Source organism: Streptomyces sp. NPDC031426 (assembly GCF_055581585.1).
On record NZ_JBVIJE010000020.1, the window covers coordinates 87,844 to 105,805 of the forward strand.

Annotated in this window: 15 protein-coding genes; all 15 read right to left on the minus strand. The window is 69.1% G+C overall.

Annotation, left to right across the window (positions count from 1 at the left end):
• Positions 1-5 precede the first annotated feature (5 nt).
• Positions 6-860 carry a carbon-nitrogen hydrolase family protein gene (locus tag ACZ5NH_RS32330; protein WP_388635388.1) on the minus strand — a complete coding sequence of 285 codons (855 nt, stop codon included), beginning with the start codon at positions 858-860 and terminating at the stop codon, positions 6-8.
• Positions 857-2,038 carry a tyrosine decarboxylase MfnA gene (mfnA, locus tag ACZ5NH_RS32335; RefSeq protein WP_468780281.1) on the minus strand — a complete coding sequence of 394 codons (1,182 nt, stop codon included), beginning with the start codon at positions 2,036-2,038 and terminating at the stop codon, positions 857-859. The genes ACZ5NH_RS32330 and mfnA overlap by 4 nt, the downstream gene beginning before the upstream one ends.
• A 1-nt stretch (position 2,039) precedes the next feature.
• Positions 2,040-2,825, minus strand: a complete 786-nt coding sequence (locus ACZ5NH_RS32340; RefSeq protein WP_468780283.1) for a carbon-nitrogen hydrolase family protein — start codon at positions 2,823-2,825, stop codon at positions 2,040-2,042.
• Positions 2,822-3,760: a carbon-nitrogen hydrolase family protein gene (locus ACZ5NH_RS32345; RefSeq protein ID WP_451552178.1), complete on the minus strand. Its 939-nt coding sequence runs from the start codon at positions 3,758-3,760 to the stop codon at positions 2,822-2,824. Before ACZ5NH_RS32345 ends, ACZ5NH_RS32340 begins: the two co-directional genes overlap by 4 nt.
• A gap of 69 nt (positions 3,761-3,829) precedes the next feature.
• A complete protein-coding gene (locus ACZ5NH_RS32350) occupies positions 3,830-4,864 on the minus strand; it encodes a phenylacetate--CoA ligase family protein (protein WP_468780285.1) in 1,035 nt (344 codons plus the stop codon).
• Positions 4,861-7,896 carry a flavin reductase gene (locus ACZ5NH_RS32355; RefSeq protein ID WP_468780287.1) on the minus strand — a complete coding sequence of 1,012 codons (3,036 nt, stop codon included), beginning with the start codon at positions 7,894-7,896 and terminating at the stop codon, positions 4,861-4,863. Before ACZ5NH_RS32355 ends, ACZ5NH_RS32350 begins: the two co-directional genes overlap by 4 nt.
• Positions 7,893-9,359: a 4-hydroxyphenylacetate 3-hydroxylase N-terminal domain-containing protein gene (locus tag ACZ5NH_RS32360; RefSeq protein ID WP_468780289.1), complete on the minus strand. Its 1,467-nt coding sequence runs from the start codon at positions 9,357-9,359 to the stop codon at positions 7,893-7,895. Before ACZ5NH_RS32360 ends, ACZ5NH_RS32355 begins: the two co-directional genes overlap by 4 nt.
• A 47-nt stretch (positions 9,360-9,406) precedes the next feature.
• Entirely contained in the window at positions 9,407-10,876 is a 1,470-nt protein-coding gene (locus tag ACZ5NH_RS32365) for a hypothetical protein (RefSeq protein WP_468780291.1), read from the minus strand.
• Between the two features lie 7 nt (positions 10,877-10,883).
• Positions 10,884-11,132 (minus strand): ferredoxin, encoded by a 249-nt coding sequence (locus tag ACZ5NH_RS32370; protein WP_388635404.1) that lies wholly within the window; start codon positions 11,130-11,132, stop codon positions 10,884-10,886.
• A gap of 2 nt (positions 11,133-11,134) precedes the next feature.
• A complete protein-coding gene (locus ACZ5NH_RS32375) occupies positions 11,135-12,502 on the minus strand; it encodes a phenylacetate--CoA ligase family protein (protein ID WP_468780293.1) in 1,368 nt (455 codons plus the stop codon).
• On the minus strand, positions 12,499-13,485 hold the full coding sequence (locus tag ACZ5NH_RS32380) for a BtrH N-terminal domain-containing protein (protein WP_468780295.1): 987 nt from the start codon (positions 13,483-13,485) through the stop codon (positions 12,499-12,501). The genes ACZ5NH_RS32375 and ACZ5NH_RS32380 overlap by 4 nt, the downstream gene beginning before the upstream one ends.
• Complete coding sequence (locus ACZ5NH_RS32385; RefSeq protein WP_468780297.1) at positions 13,472-14,149, minus strand: hypothetical protein; 678 nt, start codon at positions 14,147-14,149, stop codon at positions 13,472-13,474. The genes ACZ5NH_RS32380 and ACZ5NH_RS32385 overlap by 14 nt, the downstream gene beginning before the upstream one ends.
• The gene (locus tag ACZ5NH_RS32390) at positions 14,146-14,802 is read right to left on the minus strand and encodes a class I SAM-dependent methyltransferase (protein WP_468780299.1); all 657 of its coding nucleotides are present in this window, start codon (positions 14,800-14,802) and stop codon (positions 14,146-14,148) included. The genes ACZ5NH_RS32385 and ACZ5NH_RS32390 overlap by 4 nt, the downstream gene beginning before the upstream one ends.
• Before the next feature lie 25 nt (positions 14,803-14,827).
• Positions 14,828-16,900 carry a molybdopterin-containing oxidoreductase family protein gene (locus tag ACZ5NH_RS32395; RefSeq protein WP_468780301.1) on the minus strand — a complete coding sequence of 691 codons (2,073 nt, stop codon included), beginning with the start codon at positions 16,898-16,900 and terminating at the stop codon, positions 14,828-14,830.
• Positions 16,897-17,934 carry a BtrH N-terminal domain-containing protein gene (locus tag ACZ5NH_RS32400; protein ID WP_468780303.1) on the minus strand — a complete coding sequence of 346 codons (1,038 nt, stop codon included), beginning with the start codon at positions 17,932-17,934 and terminating at the stop codon, positions 16,897-16,899. Before ACZ5NH_RS32400 ends, ACZ5NH_RS32395 begins: the two co-directional genes overlap by 4 nt.
• Positions 17,935-17,962 lie beyond the last annotated feature (28 nt).

The window sequence follows — 17,962 nt, forward strand, 5'->3', positions numbered from 1 at the left end:
TGCTGTCATCGAACGCGACTCCCGTGGCTCGTGGTCCAGGTCGAGCGCAGGTCGTCGTGGAAGGGCAGGGCAGCGCGGATCTTCCGCCGCTGCCGCCAGTGCACTTCCGCATCGATCACCGTTTCGCGCGTGCCCGGGCCGGCTTCGGCGAGGATGTCCGCCTCCGGGTCCTGCCGGGCGTCCTGCACCAGACCGTCGACGATCATGCTGCGGCCGAGGTAGCTCATGTTCGCGAAGCGGTTCTCCCCGACTCCGCTGGCGAACACCAGCGCGCACTCGTTGTCGGCGGCCCGGGCGCGGCAGATGGAACGCAGTGGGTGCGAGAACGGCCCGAAGAGGTTCGCCACGCAGACGACGAGGTCGGCGTCCTGGGCGAGGTAGTGCCGGCTCGCCTCCGGGAACCGCAGGTCGTAACTCACCAACAGGCCGATCCGCCCGACCGGGGTGTCGATCACCTCGCCCGGAGAGCCGGTGGACACGTAGGCGGACTCGCCCGCCCACACGCAGGCGCGGCGATACCAGCCGAGAGGATCGCCGGCGGGGCCGACGAGCACGGCGGCGTCGAAGACGTCACGCCCGGACGAGAGCAGCACACCCGCGGCGATGTGCATCCCGAGGGTGCGGGCCTGCTCGGCGAGGAACTGCACGACGGGACCGTCCTCGGCGGTCGCGTCGGTGCGCAGCGTGGGGAAGTTCAGGCCGGTGGCGAACGTCGCCGGCAGACACGCCAGGTCGGCCTCGCGTTCGCGCGCGGTGGACAGCAGCTTGGCGGCTCGCGCCAGGTTCTCGTCCCGCTGCCCGGGCTCGATCCGCATCTGCAGGGCGGCGAGCCGGGTACCGGGGCCACGGAAGAGGCTCATCGCAGCGCCACCTCGGCCGTGACTTCCCGACGGGCCCGTTCCAGCACCGGAAGGAACTCGTCCACCATTTCCGCTGTCACGTGCCGGGTGACGACCAGGCGCAGGGTTTCGCCGAACCGCTTCGAGGTGGAGACGATCCAGCCCCGGGATTCCAGCAGCTGCGAGATCCGGGCCGCATGCGGCATCTTGACCACCACGATGTTCAGCTGCGGTTCGGCGAACAACTCGTGTCCGGCCGCGCGCAGCCCGGCCACCAGGTGCCTCGTCACCTCGAAGTTGGCCCGGGTGATGGCCCGGAAGCCATCACGCCCGAGGTGCTCCAGGACCGCGTAGGTCGACACCGCGGCGGAGCCCGGACGGGTGCCGAGCAGCGTGTTGTGCACCGGTGTGTCGACGAAGAACGAATCGACCGCGAACCGTCCGGCGTCCTGTGCGCCCCGGAACAGGATCGCGCCGGCCGGGACGTTGGCCAGTCCGTACTTGTGCGGGTCGATGGTGATCGAGTCGACGCCCTCGACGGTGAAGTCGAACTGGGGCAGGTCGTGGCCGAGTTCGCGGGCGAACGGGATGATGAAGCCGCCGGTGGCCGCGTCCACGTGCAGGTGCACGTCCCGTCCGGACACCGCCGGTCCGATCTCGTCGACCGCGTCGACGACCCCGAACTCGCTGCTGCCCGCGGTCGCGACGACCGCGACGGTGTGCTCGCCGATGCGCCGGGCGGTTTCGTCGGCCGGCAACCGCAGACAGTCGTCGACCGGCACGACGACCGGGGTCAGCCCCAGCAGGCCGAAGACCTTGGTGAAGGAGAAGTGCACGGTGCTGCTGACGACGACTTCGGGCCGGTCGGTCAGCCGCCCCCGGGCGCGCGCCGACTCGCGGGCCACCAGCATCGCGATCAGGTTCGCCTCGGTTCCTCCGGACACCAGACTCCCCGACCCGCCGGGACGGCCCAGCAGATCGAGCAGCAGCTGGACGACCTTGCGCTCGATCCGCTTGGTACCGCGGAAGATACGCACGTCGCCGAGGTTGGTGTGCGCCGCGGCGGACGCCATCTGAACACCCAGCGGGTGGGGTTCGGTGCAGATGGAGTTGAGCACCCGGTTCCACGGCACGTCGTCTGCGAGCTCCGTCGCGATCCGTCGTCGGACGTCGGAGGCGGGAGCGCCGGCCATTCGCATCTCAGCTCACCTGCGCCGTGAGGTCGGTGTACAGCTCCGTGCGGCGCGCCCACAGTCCGAACCAGAGCGTCTGCTGGAAGCGCAGGTCGGGTTCGCGCAGGTGCCGGATCCTCTCGACGTCCCAGGGCGTCTCGAGGATGCCCTCGTGGGTGCCCGCCTCGGCGACGAATCCCTCGGGCATCGCCACCGCGCTGCCCCCGCCGCAGCGCTCGCTCAGCGAACCGGCGAAGGCGACCGCGACGGTGTTGAGGGTCGCGATACCCCACACCGCGGCGCGCTGCGCGGCCTGCTGCGTGCCGTCGAGGGACCCGGCCACCAGCAGCAGTTCCGCGCCGGCCAGGCATTGGATACGTGGCGGTTCGACCAGCCAGAAGTCGGGTCCGAGGAGCACTCCGACATGACCGAACGGCGTCTCGACGACCGGGAAGTCGTCGCCGGTGCCGGTCGTCCGGTCGGGCAGGACGGCCCGCTCCACCTGGGCGCACACCGATCCGCTCGGGTCCAGCAGCCGGGCCACCTGCGTCAACCCGCCCGGCCGTTCCTCCGGCCAGGAGCCGGTGAGCACGTAGGCACCATGGGTGCGCGCCAGTGCCGTCAGGCGGTCCAGGCACTGCTCACGCAGCCGCGGGGGCAGCGCCGAGACGTCGTCGCCGGTGGTGAACGCGTTCTCGGGGAGGACGACGAACGACGCCTCGTCGGTCACCCGGCTGTCGAGATCGTCGAGCACGGCAGCGGCCGTCGCCTCGGGGTTCGCCCGGCGGGCGTGTTGCGCTACGAAGATGGTCACGGACGGGTCCCCTCACTTGCACTGGTCGCGGCGACGGTCCGGCCCCGATCCGGGCCGCCGCCCCCGGTCAGGCTCGCCCGCAGTTCCGCGGCGAGATCCCGGTTCACTCCGATGTACGGGGTGAGCAGCGCCTGGTAGGCGTCCGGCCGGCGCAGCTGCTGCCAGCGGCGGCCGTCTCCAGCCGCGGGCTCGTCGATGTCGACGACGAGCACCTCCGGCTTGTCGCTGCCGGCCTGCGCGATCACGCCCTCCGGGAGGGCGACCAGGCTGGTGCCGGCGAAGTGGATCTCCACCAGCCTGTCTCCGCGCTTGCCGCGGACGACGCCGACCGAGCTCGCGTAGACGATGTTGACGTCGTTCAGGTACGCCGCCGTGCGCAACGCGTTCACCATCAGCGGCTGGTTCTGCCCCAGCGTGCCGCCCGGCACGAAGATCGTTCGGGCGCCGGCCAGCGCCAGCATGCGGATGACCTCCGGGATCCAGAAGTCCGAGCACACGGCGATGCCGATCTTCCCGAACTCGGTCGACATGACGCCGAGCGAGTCCGCCTGACGGCACACCACCATCTCGTTGCCGAAGGCGTGCGCCTTGATGGCGCGTCCGGTGATGACGCCCTGCCGTCCGATCAGCAGGGACGTGTTGCGGTACATGCCGTCCTGCAGGTCCTCGACGATCGAGCCCAGCAGGATGTGGGTGCCGAGCTCGCGGGCCAGAGACTGGAAGCCGTCGACGACCGGCCCTGGGATCGGCGTGTCGGTGCGCCCTTTCAGGCCGTCCTGGCCCGGCATGTACCACGGCGGGCCGAGCAGGAACTCGGGAAAGCACACCAGGTCGATGTCGCCGCCGCTGCAGACGTCCTCGATCGCCTGGTACGCGTTGCGCAGGCCGTCCTCATGATCGTCGACCCATTGGGTCTGTACTACCGCTACCCTCATACGTCTTGTCTCCTCGAGATGCCACCGGGGGATCGGCCACCGCGACGGCTCGCCGCGGCCGGGTGCAGGTCATGACGTGGCGGTACTCCAGTCCTTCGCGTCGACGATCGTGACCTCGGCCTCGACGCCGAGCGCGTCGACGATCTCGCTGCGGAGCAACCGCTGCATCGCGCCGTCGGCGACCGATTCCGGGTCGGCCACGGCGCAGGTCACATGGAAGGTGCCGTCCCGGACCTCGCAGGCGAAGTGCGGCGCGAGCCCGGCGTGGCCGAACACGATCCGCTCCACGTCCACCGCCGAGACCGGGGCGTCCGGTCCGGGCAGCGCCGCGGCCACGCTCCCGAGCGGAACCAGGACCCGGCTCGCGGCACCGCAGTCACATCCGCGGTCCGCCGGCCACAGCTCGACGAGTTCGCCGGTCGGTGAGCCCTCCAGCACCAGCTCGCCGCGCCGACCGCCACGGACCTCGGCCCGTAGCCGGTTCTCGCACAGGTGCAGTGCGCCGTACTCGCAGGCGACGGCCGCCGTCGGCGTCGACGGCGTCCCGTAGAGGGCGGAGGTCTTCGCCGCCCAGGCGGCGCCGATGCGATCGAGGCGCTCGGCGGAGCATGCCTCCCCCGCGCAGATGATGGTCCGGATCGCCGAGTGCTGCGGCCGGTGCCCCAGCGAGACCGCGAGGCTCGCCAGCTCGGCGGCGAAGCTCGGCGAGCACACCAGGGCCGTCACCTCGTACTGCTCGATCAGCCCGAGCAGCCGCTCCATCGGGCAGATGGTCCCGCTCGTCCCGACGCTGATCACCGAGGCGCCGACCATCTCGATCACGCGGTCCATCTCGGCGCCGACGAAGGACAGCTCGTACGGTACGGCCGAGACCACGACGTCGTCCTCGGTCAGCAGCCGGCCCAGCGCCAGCGCCAGGTCGATCTGATTGCGGATCCACTCGTCGCGGCTCATCACGATCGCCTGTGATCCGCCCGAGGAGTCGACCCGTTCGCCGTAGCGCGCGTGGACCGCGCCGCGGCCGTCCGCCGTGTCGCCGGTATCACGGGTGAGCAGTTCCAGGAACTGCTCGTAGTGCGTCGCGATGGGCGTGGTCGTCGTCACCTGACCTCCGTTTCCCGGGCGAATCGGCGCCACCCGTGGTCGTCGAGAGCGCTGTCGTCCCGTTCGGCGCGAAGCAGGGGCCGGCGGTCGGTGCCGGCGTCGATGTCGACGTCGAGGACCTTCGCCAGGACGAACTGGTGGTCGCCGATCTGATAGGTCGACTCCACGGCGCAGTCGATCGTGCCGACGGCGCCGGGGAGCCGGGGGCAGCCGTTGGGGGACGGGGTCCACGAGAGGGTGTCGAAGCGGCTGTCCGGCCTGCCCTGCGAGAACGCGTCGGACAGGTCCTTCTGATCCTCGCCGAGGATGTTGACGCAGAACCGGCCGGTGTCCGCGATGGCGACCCAGCTGGTGCTGCGCGAACGTACCAGGAAGCCGATCAGGGCGAGTTCCTCGGAGACGACGGTGAGCGAGCCGATCACCAGTCCGTACGGCGACGGCCCGTTCTGCCCGGACTGAGGCGCCGTGCCGGCGACCACCGTGACGGCTCGCGGCAGGAGCTCGCCGATGACGCCGAGGTCCGGCACCGCACTCGGCTGCCCGCCTCCGGCGGGTTCGGGCCCGGGCGTGATCGCGCCGGGTTCGTCGCGAAGCCGACGTACGAACCGGCCGGTCACGCTGGCCGGGTTGTCGGCGAGTTCCTCCGGGGGCCCGCTGTGCACCACCCGGCCACCGTCGCGGCCCGCACCGGGCCCGAGATCGATCACCCAGTCGGCGATGGCGATCACCTTCACGTTGTGCTCGATGACCACGATGGTGTTGCCGGTGGAGATCAACCGTTCGAACAGGGCCAGCAGATGGCGGATGTCGGCGGCGTGCAGGCCGCGCGTCGGCTCGTCGAAGATGAACAGTGTGCGGCTCCGGCGTTGCTTGAGCAGTTCGCCGGCCAGGTTGAGCCGCTGCGCCTCGCCACCGGAGAGCGTGGTCGTCGAGCAGCCGAGCTGCAGGTAGCCCAGGCCGAACTCGCCCAGCACGCCGAGGGCCTGGACGACCTTGGGGTAGCTCTTCGCGTCGAACCATTCGAGGGCGTCCTCGACGGTCATCGACAGCACGTCGTAGATGTTCTTGCCGCCCAGCCGTACCTCGAGGACGTGCTCCTGGAACCGGCGGCCGTCGCACTCGGGGCAGACGATGAACTCGCTCTTGAACAGGGTCATCTCGATCTCGGCCAGCCCGAGTCCCTTGCAGGACTCGCACCGCCCGCCGGCCACGTTCGGGCTGAACTCGGCGCGGCCGAGGCCGCGTTCGGCCGCGTCGGGGCTGGCGGCGAAGGCGTCGCGGAGGTGGTCGCTGATGCCGATGTACGTGACGAGTGTGCTGCGGCTGGAGCGGCCGATCGGGCGCTGCTCGACGTAGATGACGTCGTCCAGGGCTTCGGCTCCGTCGATGCCGGTGCTGCCGGCCGCCGTGCCCGTCGACCGCTGGGCGATGGCCCGGGAGACGGAGTCGTGGATGCCGGCCACCAGTGAGCTCTTGCCCGCGCCGGACACGCCGGAGACGCAGGTCAGCCCGCCGAGCGGGAACTTCGCGGTCAGGTCCACGACGTTGTTGCGCGTGATGCCGCGTACCTCGAGCCAGGGTGCGCCGGTGAGGTCGGCCTTCGCCCGCGACGGCCCGTTCGACAGCATCGCGGTCGCCGTCGGCGAGTCACCGGAGTTCAGCAGGTCGGCGTACCGGCCCTCGAAGACGATCTCGCCGCCGCGGGTTCCGGCCCCGGGCCCCAGTTCGACGATCCAGTCGGCGGCACGGATCACCGACTCGTCGTGCTCGATGACGATGACGGTGTTGCCGAGATCGCGCAGCCGCCGCAGTGAGTTGAGGATCTTCCCGGTGTCGGCCTCGTGTAGACCGGCGGTCGGTTCGTCGAGGACGTACATGACCCCGGTCAGGTCACTGGCCAGGTGCTGCGCCAGCAGCAGCCGCTGCAGTTCACCACCGGACAGGGTGGTGACCGGCCGCCGCAGCTGGAGGTGGCCCAGGCCGACCTCCTCGATGTTCGCGCTCTGCCTGGCGATCGCGGAGGCGAGCTCGCGGACCTGCGGCGGCAGGTCACCGGTCGAGAGCGCGTCGCGCAACCGGCTGATGGAACTCGACAGTTCGTCGCTCTGGAAGTCGTGGAAGGTGTGCCCGGCCACCGTCGCCCTGAGCGACTCGGGGCGCAGCCGTCCTCCGTTGCACGCGGAGCAGACCTCCCGGCCGAGGTAGTTGGTGAAGGCGTTCTTGCGGGCGGCCGACGACGCGTTCCGGTAGGCGCGTTCCAGGAAGTCCAGGATGCCCTCGAAGCGGAAGTCGTTGGTGACCTTGCGGATCTTGAGCGTGTAGATCGTGTCCGAGCCGTGCAGCACCCGCTCGGTCTGCTCCGGGCTCAGCTTCTCGAAGGGCAGGTCGAGGTCCAGGCCGATGTCCGCGGCCATCGCCTCGAAGGCCTTGCGCACGTTGGGAACGGCGAACGTGCCGGGGTCGGCGCCGTCCCAGATCTCGGTGAGCGTCTTCGACCGGTCCGGGATGATCTTGTCCAGCGAGAAGCCGACGAGTTCGCCGATGCCGTCACACGGAAGGCACTTGCCTTCCTTGCGGTTCGGGCTGAAGTGCTTCGCGGAGTGTGGTTCCGCGAAACAGCCGCAGTCGTCGCAGAACAGGTCCGGGCCGGTCGGGCCGAGACAGGCCGGGCAGACCGGCCGCGAGCCGGCGCCGAACAGCAGCCGGTACAGCCCGTCGAGGCCGGTGAGCGTCCCCACGGTCGAGCGGGGATTGGAGTAGCCGCCGTCGCGCTGGCGCAGGGCCACCGGCGGCTGCGTCCCCGCGATCCGGTCGAACTGGTAGTCGCCGTCGCCCATGTCGAGGGACTTGCTGGACAGGGCACCCAGGTACAGCGTCTTGGAGTGTTCGAAGAGGGTGTCGATGACCAGGGACGACTTGCCCGATCCCGAGACGCCCGCGGCGACGACCAGCTTCCCCTTGGGGAAGGAGACGTCGACCGACTTCAGGTTGTGGGTCGTGACTCCCTCGAGTCGAATGCTGTCGAGACTCATGTGTTGTCGTTCCGCCCTTCGGCCAGCTTTCGGGCCTGGGTTTCGCAGCGCTGCAGGTCGGGATAGCGGGCGTAGAGCATCGAGCGGACCCGGGCGGGATCACCGCGGTTCCACGTCTCGTAGAGCTCCTGGCGCATCCCGAAACGGTCGACGACCAGATCGGCGGCGAGCCGGAAGAGCCTGGCCTTCTCCGCCACCCGCATCTCGCGCCCGCACATGTAGGTGTCCAGCACCGTGCGCAGCTCGGGCGTCGCCAGATCGGCCTCCGAGGGCTGCACGATCAGACCCGACGCGCCGATCTGCCGGATGATCGCCGAGCCTCGCGTGGAGAAGCCGCCGGCGACGGCGTCGAGCGCAGCCGTCGAACCTGGGGCGAGCAGCCCCGAGGGGGTGGGGCGGCACTCGGCGTCGATGGCGGCCAGGCCGAGCCGTACGATCTCCACGTACGAGGTGAGTTCGCCGAGAAGGTCCGTGACCTGCCGGAACTTGTCGACACCGATCGCCTGGGCCAGCAGCGACGCGACGCCGAGCATGGTGCGCAGCCGGTGGTAGTAGCGCAGTTGGCCGGTGTAGAGCGACCACTTGTTCAGCTCGGCGAAGCCACGCACGGCCGTGTCGGAGTCGTCGAGCAGGAAGACCCGGTCCATCGGGATGAACGCGTCGTCGAACACCAGCATGGCGTCCTGCTCGTCGTAGTGCGCGGAGAGTCCGCCGGAGCCGTCGGCGTAGGACTGGCGGCACAGGACGCGAAGGCCCGGCGTCGCCAGCGGAGCGGCGAACCAGCAGACGTAACTGGGGTCTTCGCGCAGGTAGTTCGCGGGCGAGAGGTAGATGAGCACCTCGTGGGCGTACGGCGCCAGGGTGGCGATCTGCTTGGCTCCCCGCACGACGATCCCGTCGGCGCCGCGCCGCACCACCCTCAGCCCCAGTTCCGGCCGGTCGGTGAGGGTCGAGGAACGATCGATCTGCGGGTCACCCAGGCCATGGGTCAGCGTGAGGTCGTTCTCGCGGCAGTAGCGGTAGTAGTTCTCCGCGTTGCGCCCGAACCGCGGGTCCACCTTGGCCAGTTCGAACCGGAAGTCGTACAGGCCGACCACGACGTTCGACATGAAGTCGGGCACCCGGGAGAGCTGGCCGTAGGAGGACTCCACCCACCGGTGGGAGTTGACCCACTTGCGGCTGAGCTCGTCCCGGTCGGCCGGGGCCAGGTACGACAGGCTGACCAGGTTGCCGGAAGTCTCCGACCGGTAGAGCATCTCGTCCGCCCGGTCGGGCAGATGCTGGGCGTCGTAGAGGCCGGCCAGCGTGGACAGCATCGGCTGAAAGCTCGGGTCGCCGGTCACGTCGACCCGGCGCCCGTCGCACCAGACTTCCCGCTCGTCCTTGATGCTGGCCACGTACTCCGGCCCGCGCCAGGCTCCGCCGGAGAAGCCGGGCAGAAGGGCTGTCTCGTCAGTGGGCATGACGCCGTCAGAGGCGTGAGGTTCTCGGGTGGTCACCGTCCGCGCTCCTACGGGTTCCGCTCGGCCGCACCGGAACGGAACGGCTGATAGCTCTGCTCTTGCACCTGGGGGAAGTACTCGCGTGTCGCCTCACCCACGATCCGCATCAGCTCGGAGTCGAGCGAGCTCGGATCGGTGATGAGCTTGGCCAGTGGTGAGTCCGGCACGGCGTTGGCCAGGCTCGTCCGGCGCGCCCGGTGGATCGCGGCCAACGAGTGCTGGGCGTTGGCCGCGTCCCGCATCTTGTAGACCGCCTGGGGCCCGTCCGGGACGCCGATCATGGACTTGGTGCCGCCGCTGCCCAGGCAGTTGCGGGGCATGTGCAGATGCTCATGCCGCCACTGCTGGTGGGCGGAGTGCAGTTGGAACGCCTGGTCGACCACGGTGTGCCGCAGCCATGCCTCCGGGTCGTCGTGGCGGCGTGTGTCGATGTCCCGCACGGTCTCCTCCAGGGAGGACCCACCGAGCGAGCACAGCCAGGCCTGGAGGTCGTTCCACATGTGCTTGAACAGGTCCCGGAACATGTGCTGCTTGATCGACAGCGAGTGCGTGCCGCTCGCGGGTCCCAGATTGGTCCGGAACTCGTGGTACTCGCCGGTCGCCAGGTGCTCGGCCATCACGCGCTGCGCCTCGACCACCGGATCGAGCAGCCACCGGCAGGCCGTAAGGTGCTGCGCCGCCTGGCTCAGAGCCGACGCCCGGATCGCCCGGATGGCGACCTCCAGGTGGTCGTTCGCCTCGGCGCAGAGGATCTCCGGGACCTGGTGCAGGGCGACGAACTCGCCATGCAGGGTCCCCCCGTTCAACTCGGTCGCGGCGACCGCTCGCGCCAGCGTCTCGGCGGAGATCAACTCGTCGGTGCTCCGGCACACCCCGATGGGTACGGCGGTGAGGTCGCTCTCCCACTTGGTCGCGTCGTGACATCCGATGCGGATGCCGTGCAGCAGGCGGTACAACGAGTCGTCGATGCTCTTGGTGGCGATGGTGGAGCGGGTCACCTCGGGGGCGCCGGCCAGCAGCGGGCCCCTGGCCGCCTCCTCCAGCCCCCGCAGCGCGTCGACGTAGGCCGCGTAACCGGCGGACTCCGAGATGCTCAGGGCCGAGGTCCCGGCGGACACGCCGGATCCGAAGACGCTGCGGGCGTGGAACATCACGGTGCCGAGCTTGCGCAGCAACCGGTGGAACCCGACGGCCCATTGGACATACCGGGAGGCGGCCGGGATGTCGTCGGCCAGCACCCGCGCCTGGGTCCTGCCCGCCAGCCGGGCCAGGTTGAGCAGGCACACCTCCGACGCTTGGAAGACCGCGCACACCGTGGAGTCGTACGTGCCCTCCGGCACCGCTCGTGCGGCCCGCGCCTCGGCGAGCAGGTCGATGCGGTGCAGCTGGTCGTAACTTTCGGCCACCGGCCCCAGTTCGGTCGTCTGCCGCGGGCCGGCGCACGTGTCGGCCGTGGCCGGGTCGTCCAGGCTTGACATTGCGCCATCACTCCTCAGTAGGCCCCGCTGTGTACCGGATCGATTCGGTGGGGCAGGATTCGAATGCGTCGAGGACCCGCTCCAGCTCGTCGGGCGTCTCGGGCTGTTTGCACACGTAGTGGACGTCGTTGTCGAGGTCTGCGTCGAAGTTCTCGGGCGCCAGGTCGTTGCAGAGCTTGCAGTCGATGCACGTGTCGTCGATCTCGAAGCGGCCTGCGATCGGAAGGCGCGTGGGAAGCGGCAGCTCCACCCTCACCGTCAGCTCCTCCCTCCCACGTAGGCGCTGAAGTTGCGCATCGTCGGTTTGGCCGAGGTGCGCAGCGCCGTCTCGAACCGCTCGGTGTCCAGTCGGCGGAATCGTGTGGACGCGCCGAGGCGGTCACGGACACCGGCCGCGATCGATGTCCGGGTCGCGTCGTCGCCGCTCGACGGCGGCAGGGCGATCTCCAGGGCGTCCCCGTCGACGTCGAAGGCGAAGTAGTACGGCGCGGTGGTCATGGCGCCCAGGACGATGTCCTCGATCTCCAGCTGGGAGGTCCAGCGGTCACCGACCGGTATCCGGTCACCGATCCGGCCGCGGTGGCGCAGCCGGCGCAACGGGGAACCACAGCCGCACGGCGCCGCCTCGATCTGGCACACGTCACCGGTCCGGTACCGCAGCAGCGGCATGGCCCGGCTGGCCAGCGTCGTCACGGCCAGCTCACCGACACAGCCGTCCGGCAGCCGTTCGCCGGATCCCGGATCCACCACCTCGAAGAACGATCGTGTCTCGACCAGGTGCAGCTCACGGTCCCGGCAGAACATGGCCAGCGTGTTGGTCTCGGTCATGCCGAACATCGAGTACGCCACGGCGTCCCACTGATCGGCCAGGCGCCGCTTCTTGGCCGGCGACGCGCCCTCCCCCGCCATGAGGATCTTCGAGACCGCGAGGTCGCGGCGCGGGTCGATGCCGCGGCGGCGGGCGATCTCGCCGAGGAACAGGGCGCGCGTTCCGGAGCACACCAGTGCGGTGGCGCCCGAACGCAGCAGGGCGTCGACCATCCGGTCCGGAGTGCAGGACGGTGAGGCCGCGCCGAGCGGCACGATGGTGCACCCGAGGATCTCGATGGCGCGGTCGAGGTCCTGGCCCACCCCGGCGAGCTCGTACGGCACGGCGATGGCCGCGACGTCCCGTTCGTCCAGCACGGCGGCGAGCAGGCCGGCGACGGTGAGGTTGTTCTCCAGCCAGTCCGCCATCGTGAAGAACGCCGCGATCGGGCGTCCGTTGCCGGTGCCGGAACTCTCGTCGAACCGGATGACCTCACGCCGCGGCACGGCGAGCATGCCGAGCGGGTAGGCGGCGGAGAGATGTTCACGGGTTGTGAAGGGGATGGCCTCGAACGCGTGCGGACGGCCCTGCGCAACCGCCCTGGCGACATCGGCGGGAACGAAGTCGGCGTAGAACGGCGAGTTGTGGCACGCGTGCTCCACGGTCGCGGTGAGCGCCTCCGCCGCCCACGCGTCGAGCGCCTGCCGGTCCAGTGACGTCACCGCGGCGACCTTCCGTGCGATGTCGACGCGGGAGAGGAGGGTGTCGTGCAGCCTGCTTCGCGGGTCGTGGCCGGCCGGCCGGGCGAGCGTGGTCATCGGGACGCCTCCTCCAGCCGCATCATGGCCCTGCGCTCGTCGGCCGCGAGACCGTTGACGATCGACGCCGCCTCGTCGAGTGCTCGCCGGGCACTGGCGTCGTCGGCGTCGCGCAGCAGGTTCGCCACTTCCGTCCACCGCTTGGAGATGCGGCGGTACTCGACGGCGAGCTCGTCGTAGGCCTCGATGCCGGTCAGCTCGTGCGCCTCTTCCAGGAATTGCGCCCACAGCGTCCGGAAGAGTCCGCCGCCCGTTCCGCCTTCCTCCATGCTGATGCCGACGGTGCTCATCGCCTCGGCGGGACGGTCGAGCCGGTCGCGCCATGTCGGCAGGAGCGAGCCGGTCTTCGCGATCCCCTTGAATCCCATGTTGGTGATCGGCGGGTTCAGGAACTCCTGCGCGGTGGCCAGAATCGATGACCGGCAGGCCTTCGCGAGGATCGACTCGTCGTACCCGCGCGGGTCCACTCGGACCGACAGGCTGCGCGAGCACATCGGCCCCCTGGCGGACCGGGCCCGCGTCAGGCTTTCCCGCGATGTCGACTGAACGCCGAGCGATCGGGTCTCGACGAGGACGAACCTGTCGTCCTCGTAGCCGATGCAGGCGACGTAGTGCGCGGCGAAGTGGTGGTTCTCGTGTGCGTAGTCGAGGTGGTAGCGGTCGAGCTTGAGTCCCACCACGTCGCCCTCGTCGAGGGCCTTGAGCAGGGTGGCCTCGGCCTTCGACGGTGACGCCGTCTCCTGCGTCTGCAAGTCGAGGGTGAGGGCGTCCGCCACGTTGCGTATGAGATGGTCCGGCTTGACCCGGCCGGCGAGGAACGGGTTGGGCATCTGCTTGGAGTGCCAGTACAGGAACGACAGGCCTTGTCCCAGCCCGAAGATCAGCGGCTCGCTCAGCTCGATGTCATGGTTGCGGAGCATGTTGAGCAACGTGGTGGATTCGCAGTGGTCACCGGAGTACGGCGAGATGTCAATGACTGCCATCGTTGTGCCCCATCCCGCCGCGCGGCGACTCGTACACGATCTCGAGCACGGAGCTGCTGTCGTTGTTGCGCAGGTGCCCGTAGGTGTGGCCGAGTTCGTCCGCCTCGGTGAACGCGATGTTTTCCAGGTGGTCGACGCTCCGATGCAGGACCTCCAGGACGTAGCGGACGTCGGCGTCGGTGCGCACATCGATGGCGACATGCGACATGAGCCGTCCCCGCTCGTCGGCGGAACGCTCCGCCCACGGGCCGAATCGGCGGCAGGCGAACATCTCGATGGCACGTCCGTCGGGGAGGACGATCGAGTTCCACCATCCCGGCGTGCCGTACTGCCGGGGTGAGATGTACGACGGCCCCATCTCGATGGTGGCGATCCGACCGGAGGCGCGGAGGTCGTTGAGGTAGGCGTGCCAGTCGAACACCTCGTCGTCACTGTCGTAGTCACCCATGTAGATGCCGACGTGATTGACCCCGGCGAACCTCTCGACGACGTCGTCCGGCGCGTATCCGCACCATGCCGACAGGTACTGCCCGCAGTCGAGGTCCTGCCACGTGCTCGACGTCTCGAGGATCTCTTCCCAGGAGCGGCCGAATCCGGGACGGTCGGGGAAGCGCCCGTCACGAGTGGCGGTGATGGCCGGCAACCTTCCCGCGAGTGCATTCATGGCGCGTCCTTCCTGCCCGTGATGACGATTCCCATCTGCACTTCCGTCACGGTGGCCGTCGCGAGCGCGGTGCCTTTCAGCATTTCCTCGACCTCGCTCTTGATGTACGAGGACCGGATCGAGGTCCGGAAACCCGGGCGCATGTCGGCCGCGATGTTCGCCTTCATGAACTGAAATGTCGTCCGGTCGACGTCCCTGCGCAGATCGGAGATGACATACCGTCCGCCCGGCCTGAGCACGCGATGCATTTCCGCCAGGGCGGTCACCGGGTCCGCCCATTCGTGCAACGAGGAGGCGCTGATGGCGTGATCGAAGCGCTGGTCCCCGAACGGCAGCGCCAGCACGGTGCCGCATTCATAGGTGCATTGACCGGTGACGCCGTAGCCGTCCGCGTTGGCGCTCGCCCGCCGGAGCATCGCCGGCGAGATGTCGAGGCCGACGAGCCGGGCGGAGCCGTCGGCCTGGGCGATCCATTCCAGGCCGAGGTAGCCCGGACCGCATCCGAGCTCCAGGACCTCCCCGGAGTTGATCCCTGCCCGCAGGATGTCGTCGACCTTCTCCTGGAGCCAGCCGTTGTCCCGGATGTGGCGCTGCATCTCGTCGTACTTGAAGGCCAGTTCGTCGCCCTGCAGGCCTTCGTCGGTCTCCGGCACGCGGGCGTCGACGGTGCCTCGCGCCCTAGCCACGGCCGGGCTCCAGCCGCCGAATTCCCACTGCTACACCTCTCATCGTCGCGCTCCCCATATGCACGTCGGAACGGTCGTTGTTGGTCACGAGATTGACCGAGGATCTGAGCGACTCATCGACCGAGGACTCACTCGGATACCACCAGCCGGCATCCGCCATCACGACGTTCGGTGCGACGGAATCGGAGATTCTGACCGTCATGCGCACCCCGCGCGCACCGGCCCGCGAAAAGATGTCCACCTCTTCACCGTCTGTCAGTCCTTCCCGCTCCGCGGTCTTCGGATTGACGGTCACCCGCGCCGTCGTCTGAGTGCGCGATGTGGTCGGCAGCTGGTGGAACTCGGTGTTGTAGAACTGGCGCGGATGGGCGCTGGTCATGACGTACGGCAGATCCGGGTCCGCCTCCGGCGGAAATCGGAAGGCCGGGAACGGCTCGTAGCCCATGGCGCGCAGCCCGTTGTTCAGCAGGTTCACGCGTCCGGACCGGGTGGCGAATCCGCGGTCGCGATACTTGTGATATCGCTTTTCGTTGCGGATGTAGCCGATCTTCTTGAACTGTTCCCAGGTGAGTTCGAGGCCGGCCAGCTTGGCGTCGAGAGCGGCTTCCAGCGAGGGGAAGAAGTGCCGGCTCAGGCCGAGCCGCTTCGCGAGTTCGAGGATGATCTCCTCGTCCGAGCGGCAGCCGTCGACAGTGGCGATCTTCTGCCGGGCCGCGATGTAGGAGTTGAACTCGACGATCTGGTCCCGCTCGAGCCAGCTCGAGGTCGGCAGAATCACGTCGGCGTGCCGGGCGGTCGGCGTCATGAACAGGTCGCACACGACGACCAGGTCCAGCTTGGCGATCGCCTTGCGGACCAGCTCGGTGTTCTCGTGCGAGGCCAGGATGTTGCTGCCGAAGATCACCATGGAGGTGATCGGGTACGGCGACCCGGTCACGATGGCTTCGTGCAGGTCTCCCGGCGCGACCCAGCCCGACATCGACAGGATCTTGTGCTTGTCGCCGCCGATCCGCTTCTTCGACTGTTCCTCGGGGAGCAGATCCGAGCGGGGAAAGGCACGCCGGCCCTCGATCGGCATCGGGTCCCAGATCACATCGCCACCGGGAGCGTCGATGTTTCCGCAGAGCGCGGCGAGGATGGCGATCGCGCGGTGCGTGTCGAAGGAGTTCTCGTTCTGCGACAGCCCGGTTCCGGCCTCGATGCACGCCCGTGACGCGAGGGCGTAGGCACGGGTCGCGTCGTGGATGAGCTCGGGTGCCAGGCCGGTGATCCGCGCGACCCGGTCGAGGCCGTACGCCCGCACGTGCTCGGCGAGTTCGTCGAATCCGGAGGTGTGCGCGGCGACGAAATCGCGGTCGTACCAGCCCTCGTCGATGACGATCCTGATCATGCCGAGTGCCAGTGCGCAGTCGGTTCCCGGCTGGACGGCCAGATGCAGACTGGACCGGGCCGCGGTCTGCGTCCGTCGCGGATCGACAGTGATGACGCGGCTGCCCCGTTCCACGGCTCGCAGCAGCTTGACACCGATCACGCCGTCGGAGTGGGTGCTCGGCTTGTTGCTGCCCCAGAGCAGGACCACCTCGGGATCGCCCTCGTAGTCGCAGAAGGTGAATCCGCCGTACGTCATGATCGAGGCCATGACCCGGGGGTAGAAGCACACGTGGGCCGGACCGACCACGTTCGGCGTCCCGATCGCGTTCGCGAGCCGGAACACCCACTCCTGGTAGTTGCGGTCGGTCCCTTGGCCGAGGACGACGGACTCGGGGCCGTGCCGGCTGATGGTCGTGGCGAGTTCGCCGGCGATCCGGTCGAGGGCGGCTTCCCAGCTGACTGGCTCGAACGTCCCCGAGCCGCGCGGACCGGTCCGCACCAGCGGCGTCGTCAGCCGGTCCGGGCTGCGCAGCAGGTCGAGTGACGCCTTGCCCTTGATGCAGAAGTAGCCCTCGCTGGTGGGGTTGTCCGGGTCCCCGTGGATGTCGGTGGGGACGCCGTCCACGAGTTCGACGATGGCGCCGCAGCCGCCGTGGCACATGCGGCAGACGGTCTTCACCTGAGTGCTCGTCAAGCCGGCTCACCTGCCCATTTGGTGGCCGGCACGAGCAGCCTCTCGAAGACGGACTGTTCGGCGTCGGCGATGGTGTTCAGCCGGGCCGCTACGGCTTCCAGCTGCCTTCGCCCGTCGTCCGCACCGCGGTAGGCCATCAGCATCTCGATCGCCTGGTCCCACTGCCGCTGTACGTCGCCGAAGTCGTCGATGAACGGGTCGAGTTCGGCGTCGCCGCAGCGCTGCCGCGCCTCGAGCAGGAAGTCGCGGTAGAGCTTGCGGAAGTTCGCTCCGCCGGTTCCCGCGAAGCGCCAGAAGCGGCCGACGCCCGGCACCATCTCGTCGGCGGAGGTGAGTGTGTCGCTCCATTCGGCGATCTCGGAAGCGGCCCGCCGCAGGGCGCCGATGCCGAAGCGCGGTCCGCGGTCGGCGATCATCCTCTCCGCGGTCGGCCGGATGGCCTTCCAGATCTGCTCGCGCAGGACGGCATCGGTCGCGGTGGTCAGCCGCGCCGGCAGTTCCTCCACGTACATCTGCAGATTCGGCGACGGCATGAACCCCTCGTCGGAACCGCGGGCCCGGCGCAGCGACTCCGCCGGAATCGTCTGCGCCCCACCCTGCTGATCGGTGTCGACCACGTAGGCGAGGGAGTCGTCGAGCCCGTACAGCGCGATGTAGTGCGCCGCGAAATGGCTTCGGGAGGAGAAGTAGTCGAGGTAGAAGATGTCGACGGACATTCCCACGACATGTCCGGCTTCGAGCAGCTTCGCCGCCGCGGCGCGAGCCGATTCCGGGTCGGGCGCCCGCGATTCGCGCAATTCCACACCGAGGGCCGAGCAGGCGTTGCGGGACAGCAGGGCAGGACCGATGCGGCCGGTGAGCATGGGTGTGCTTCGCCCAGGATCGGGGGCATCCCAGTACTGGAAGTCGATGCCCTGGCCGAGGCCGAACAACATGGGTTCGGAGATGTCGACGCCGGCATGGTGGATCATGTTCCGAAGGGTGGTCGTCTCACAATGAACGCCGAGCTGGGGCTGAAATGTCGCCAAGTGCATATGGCTTCCCAATCGCAAGGTGCGAAGA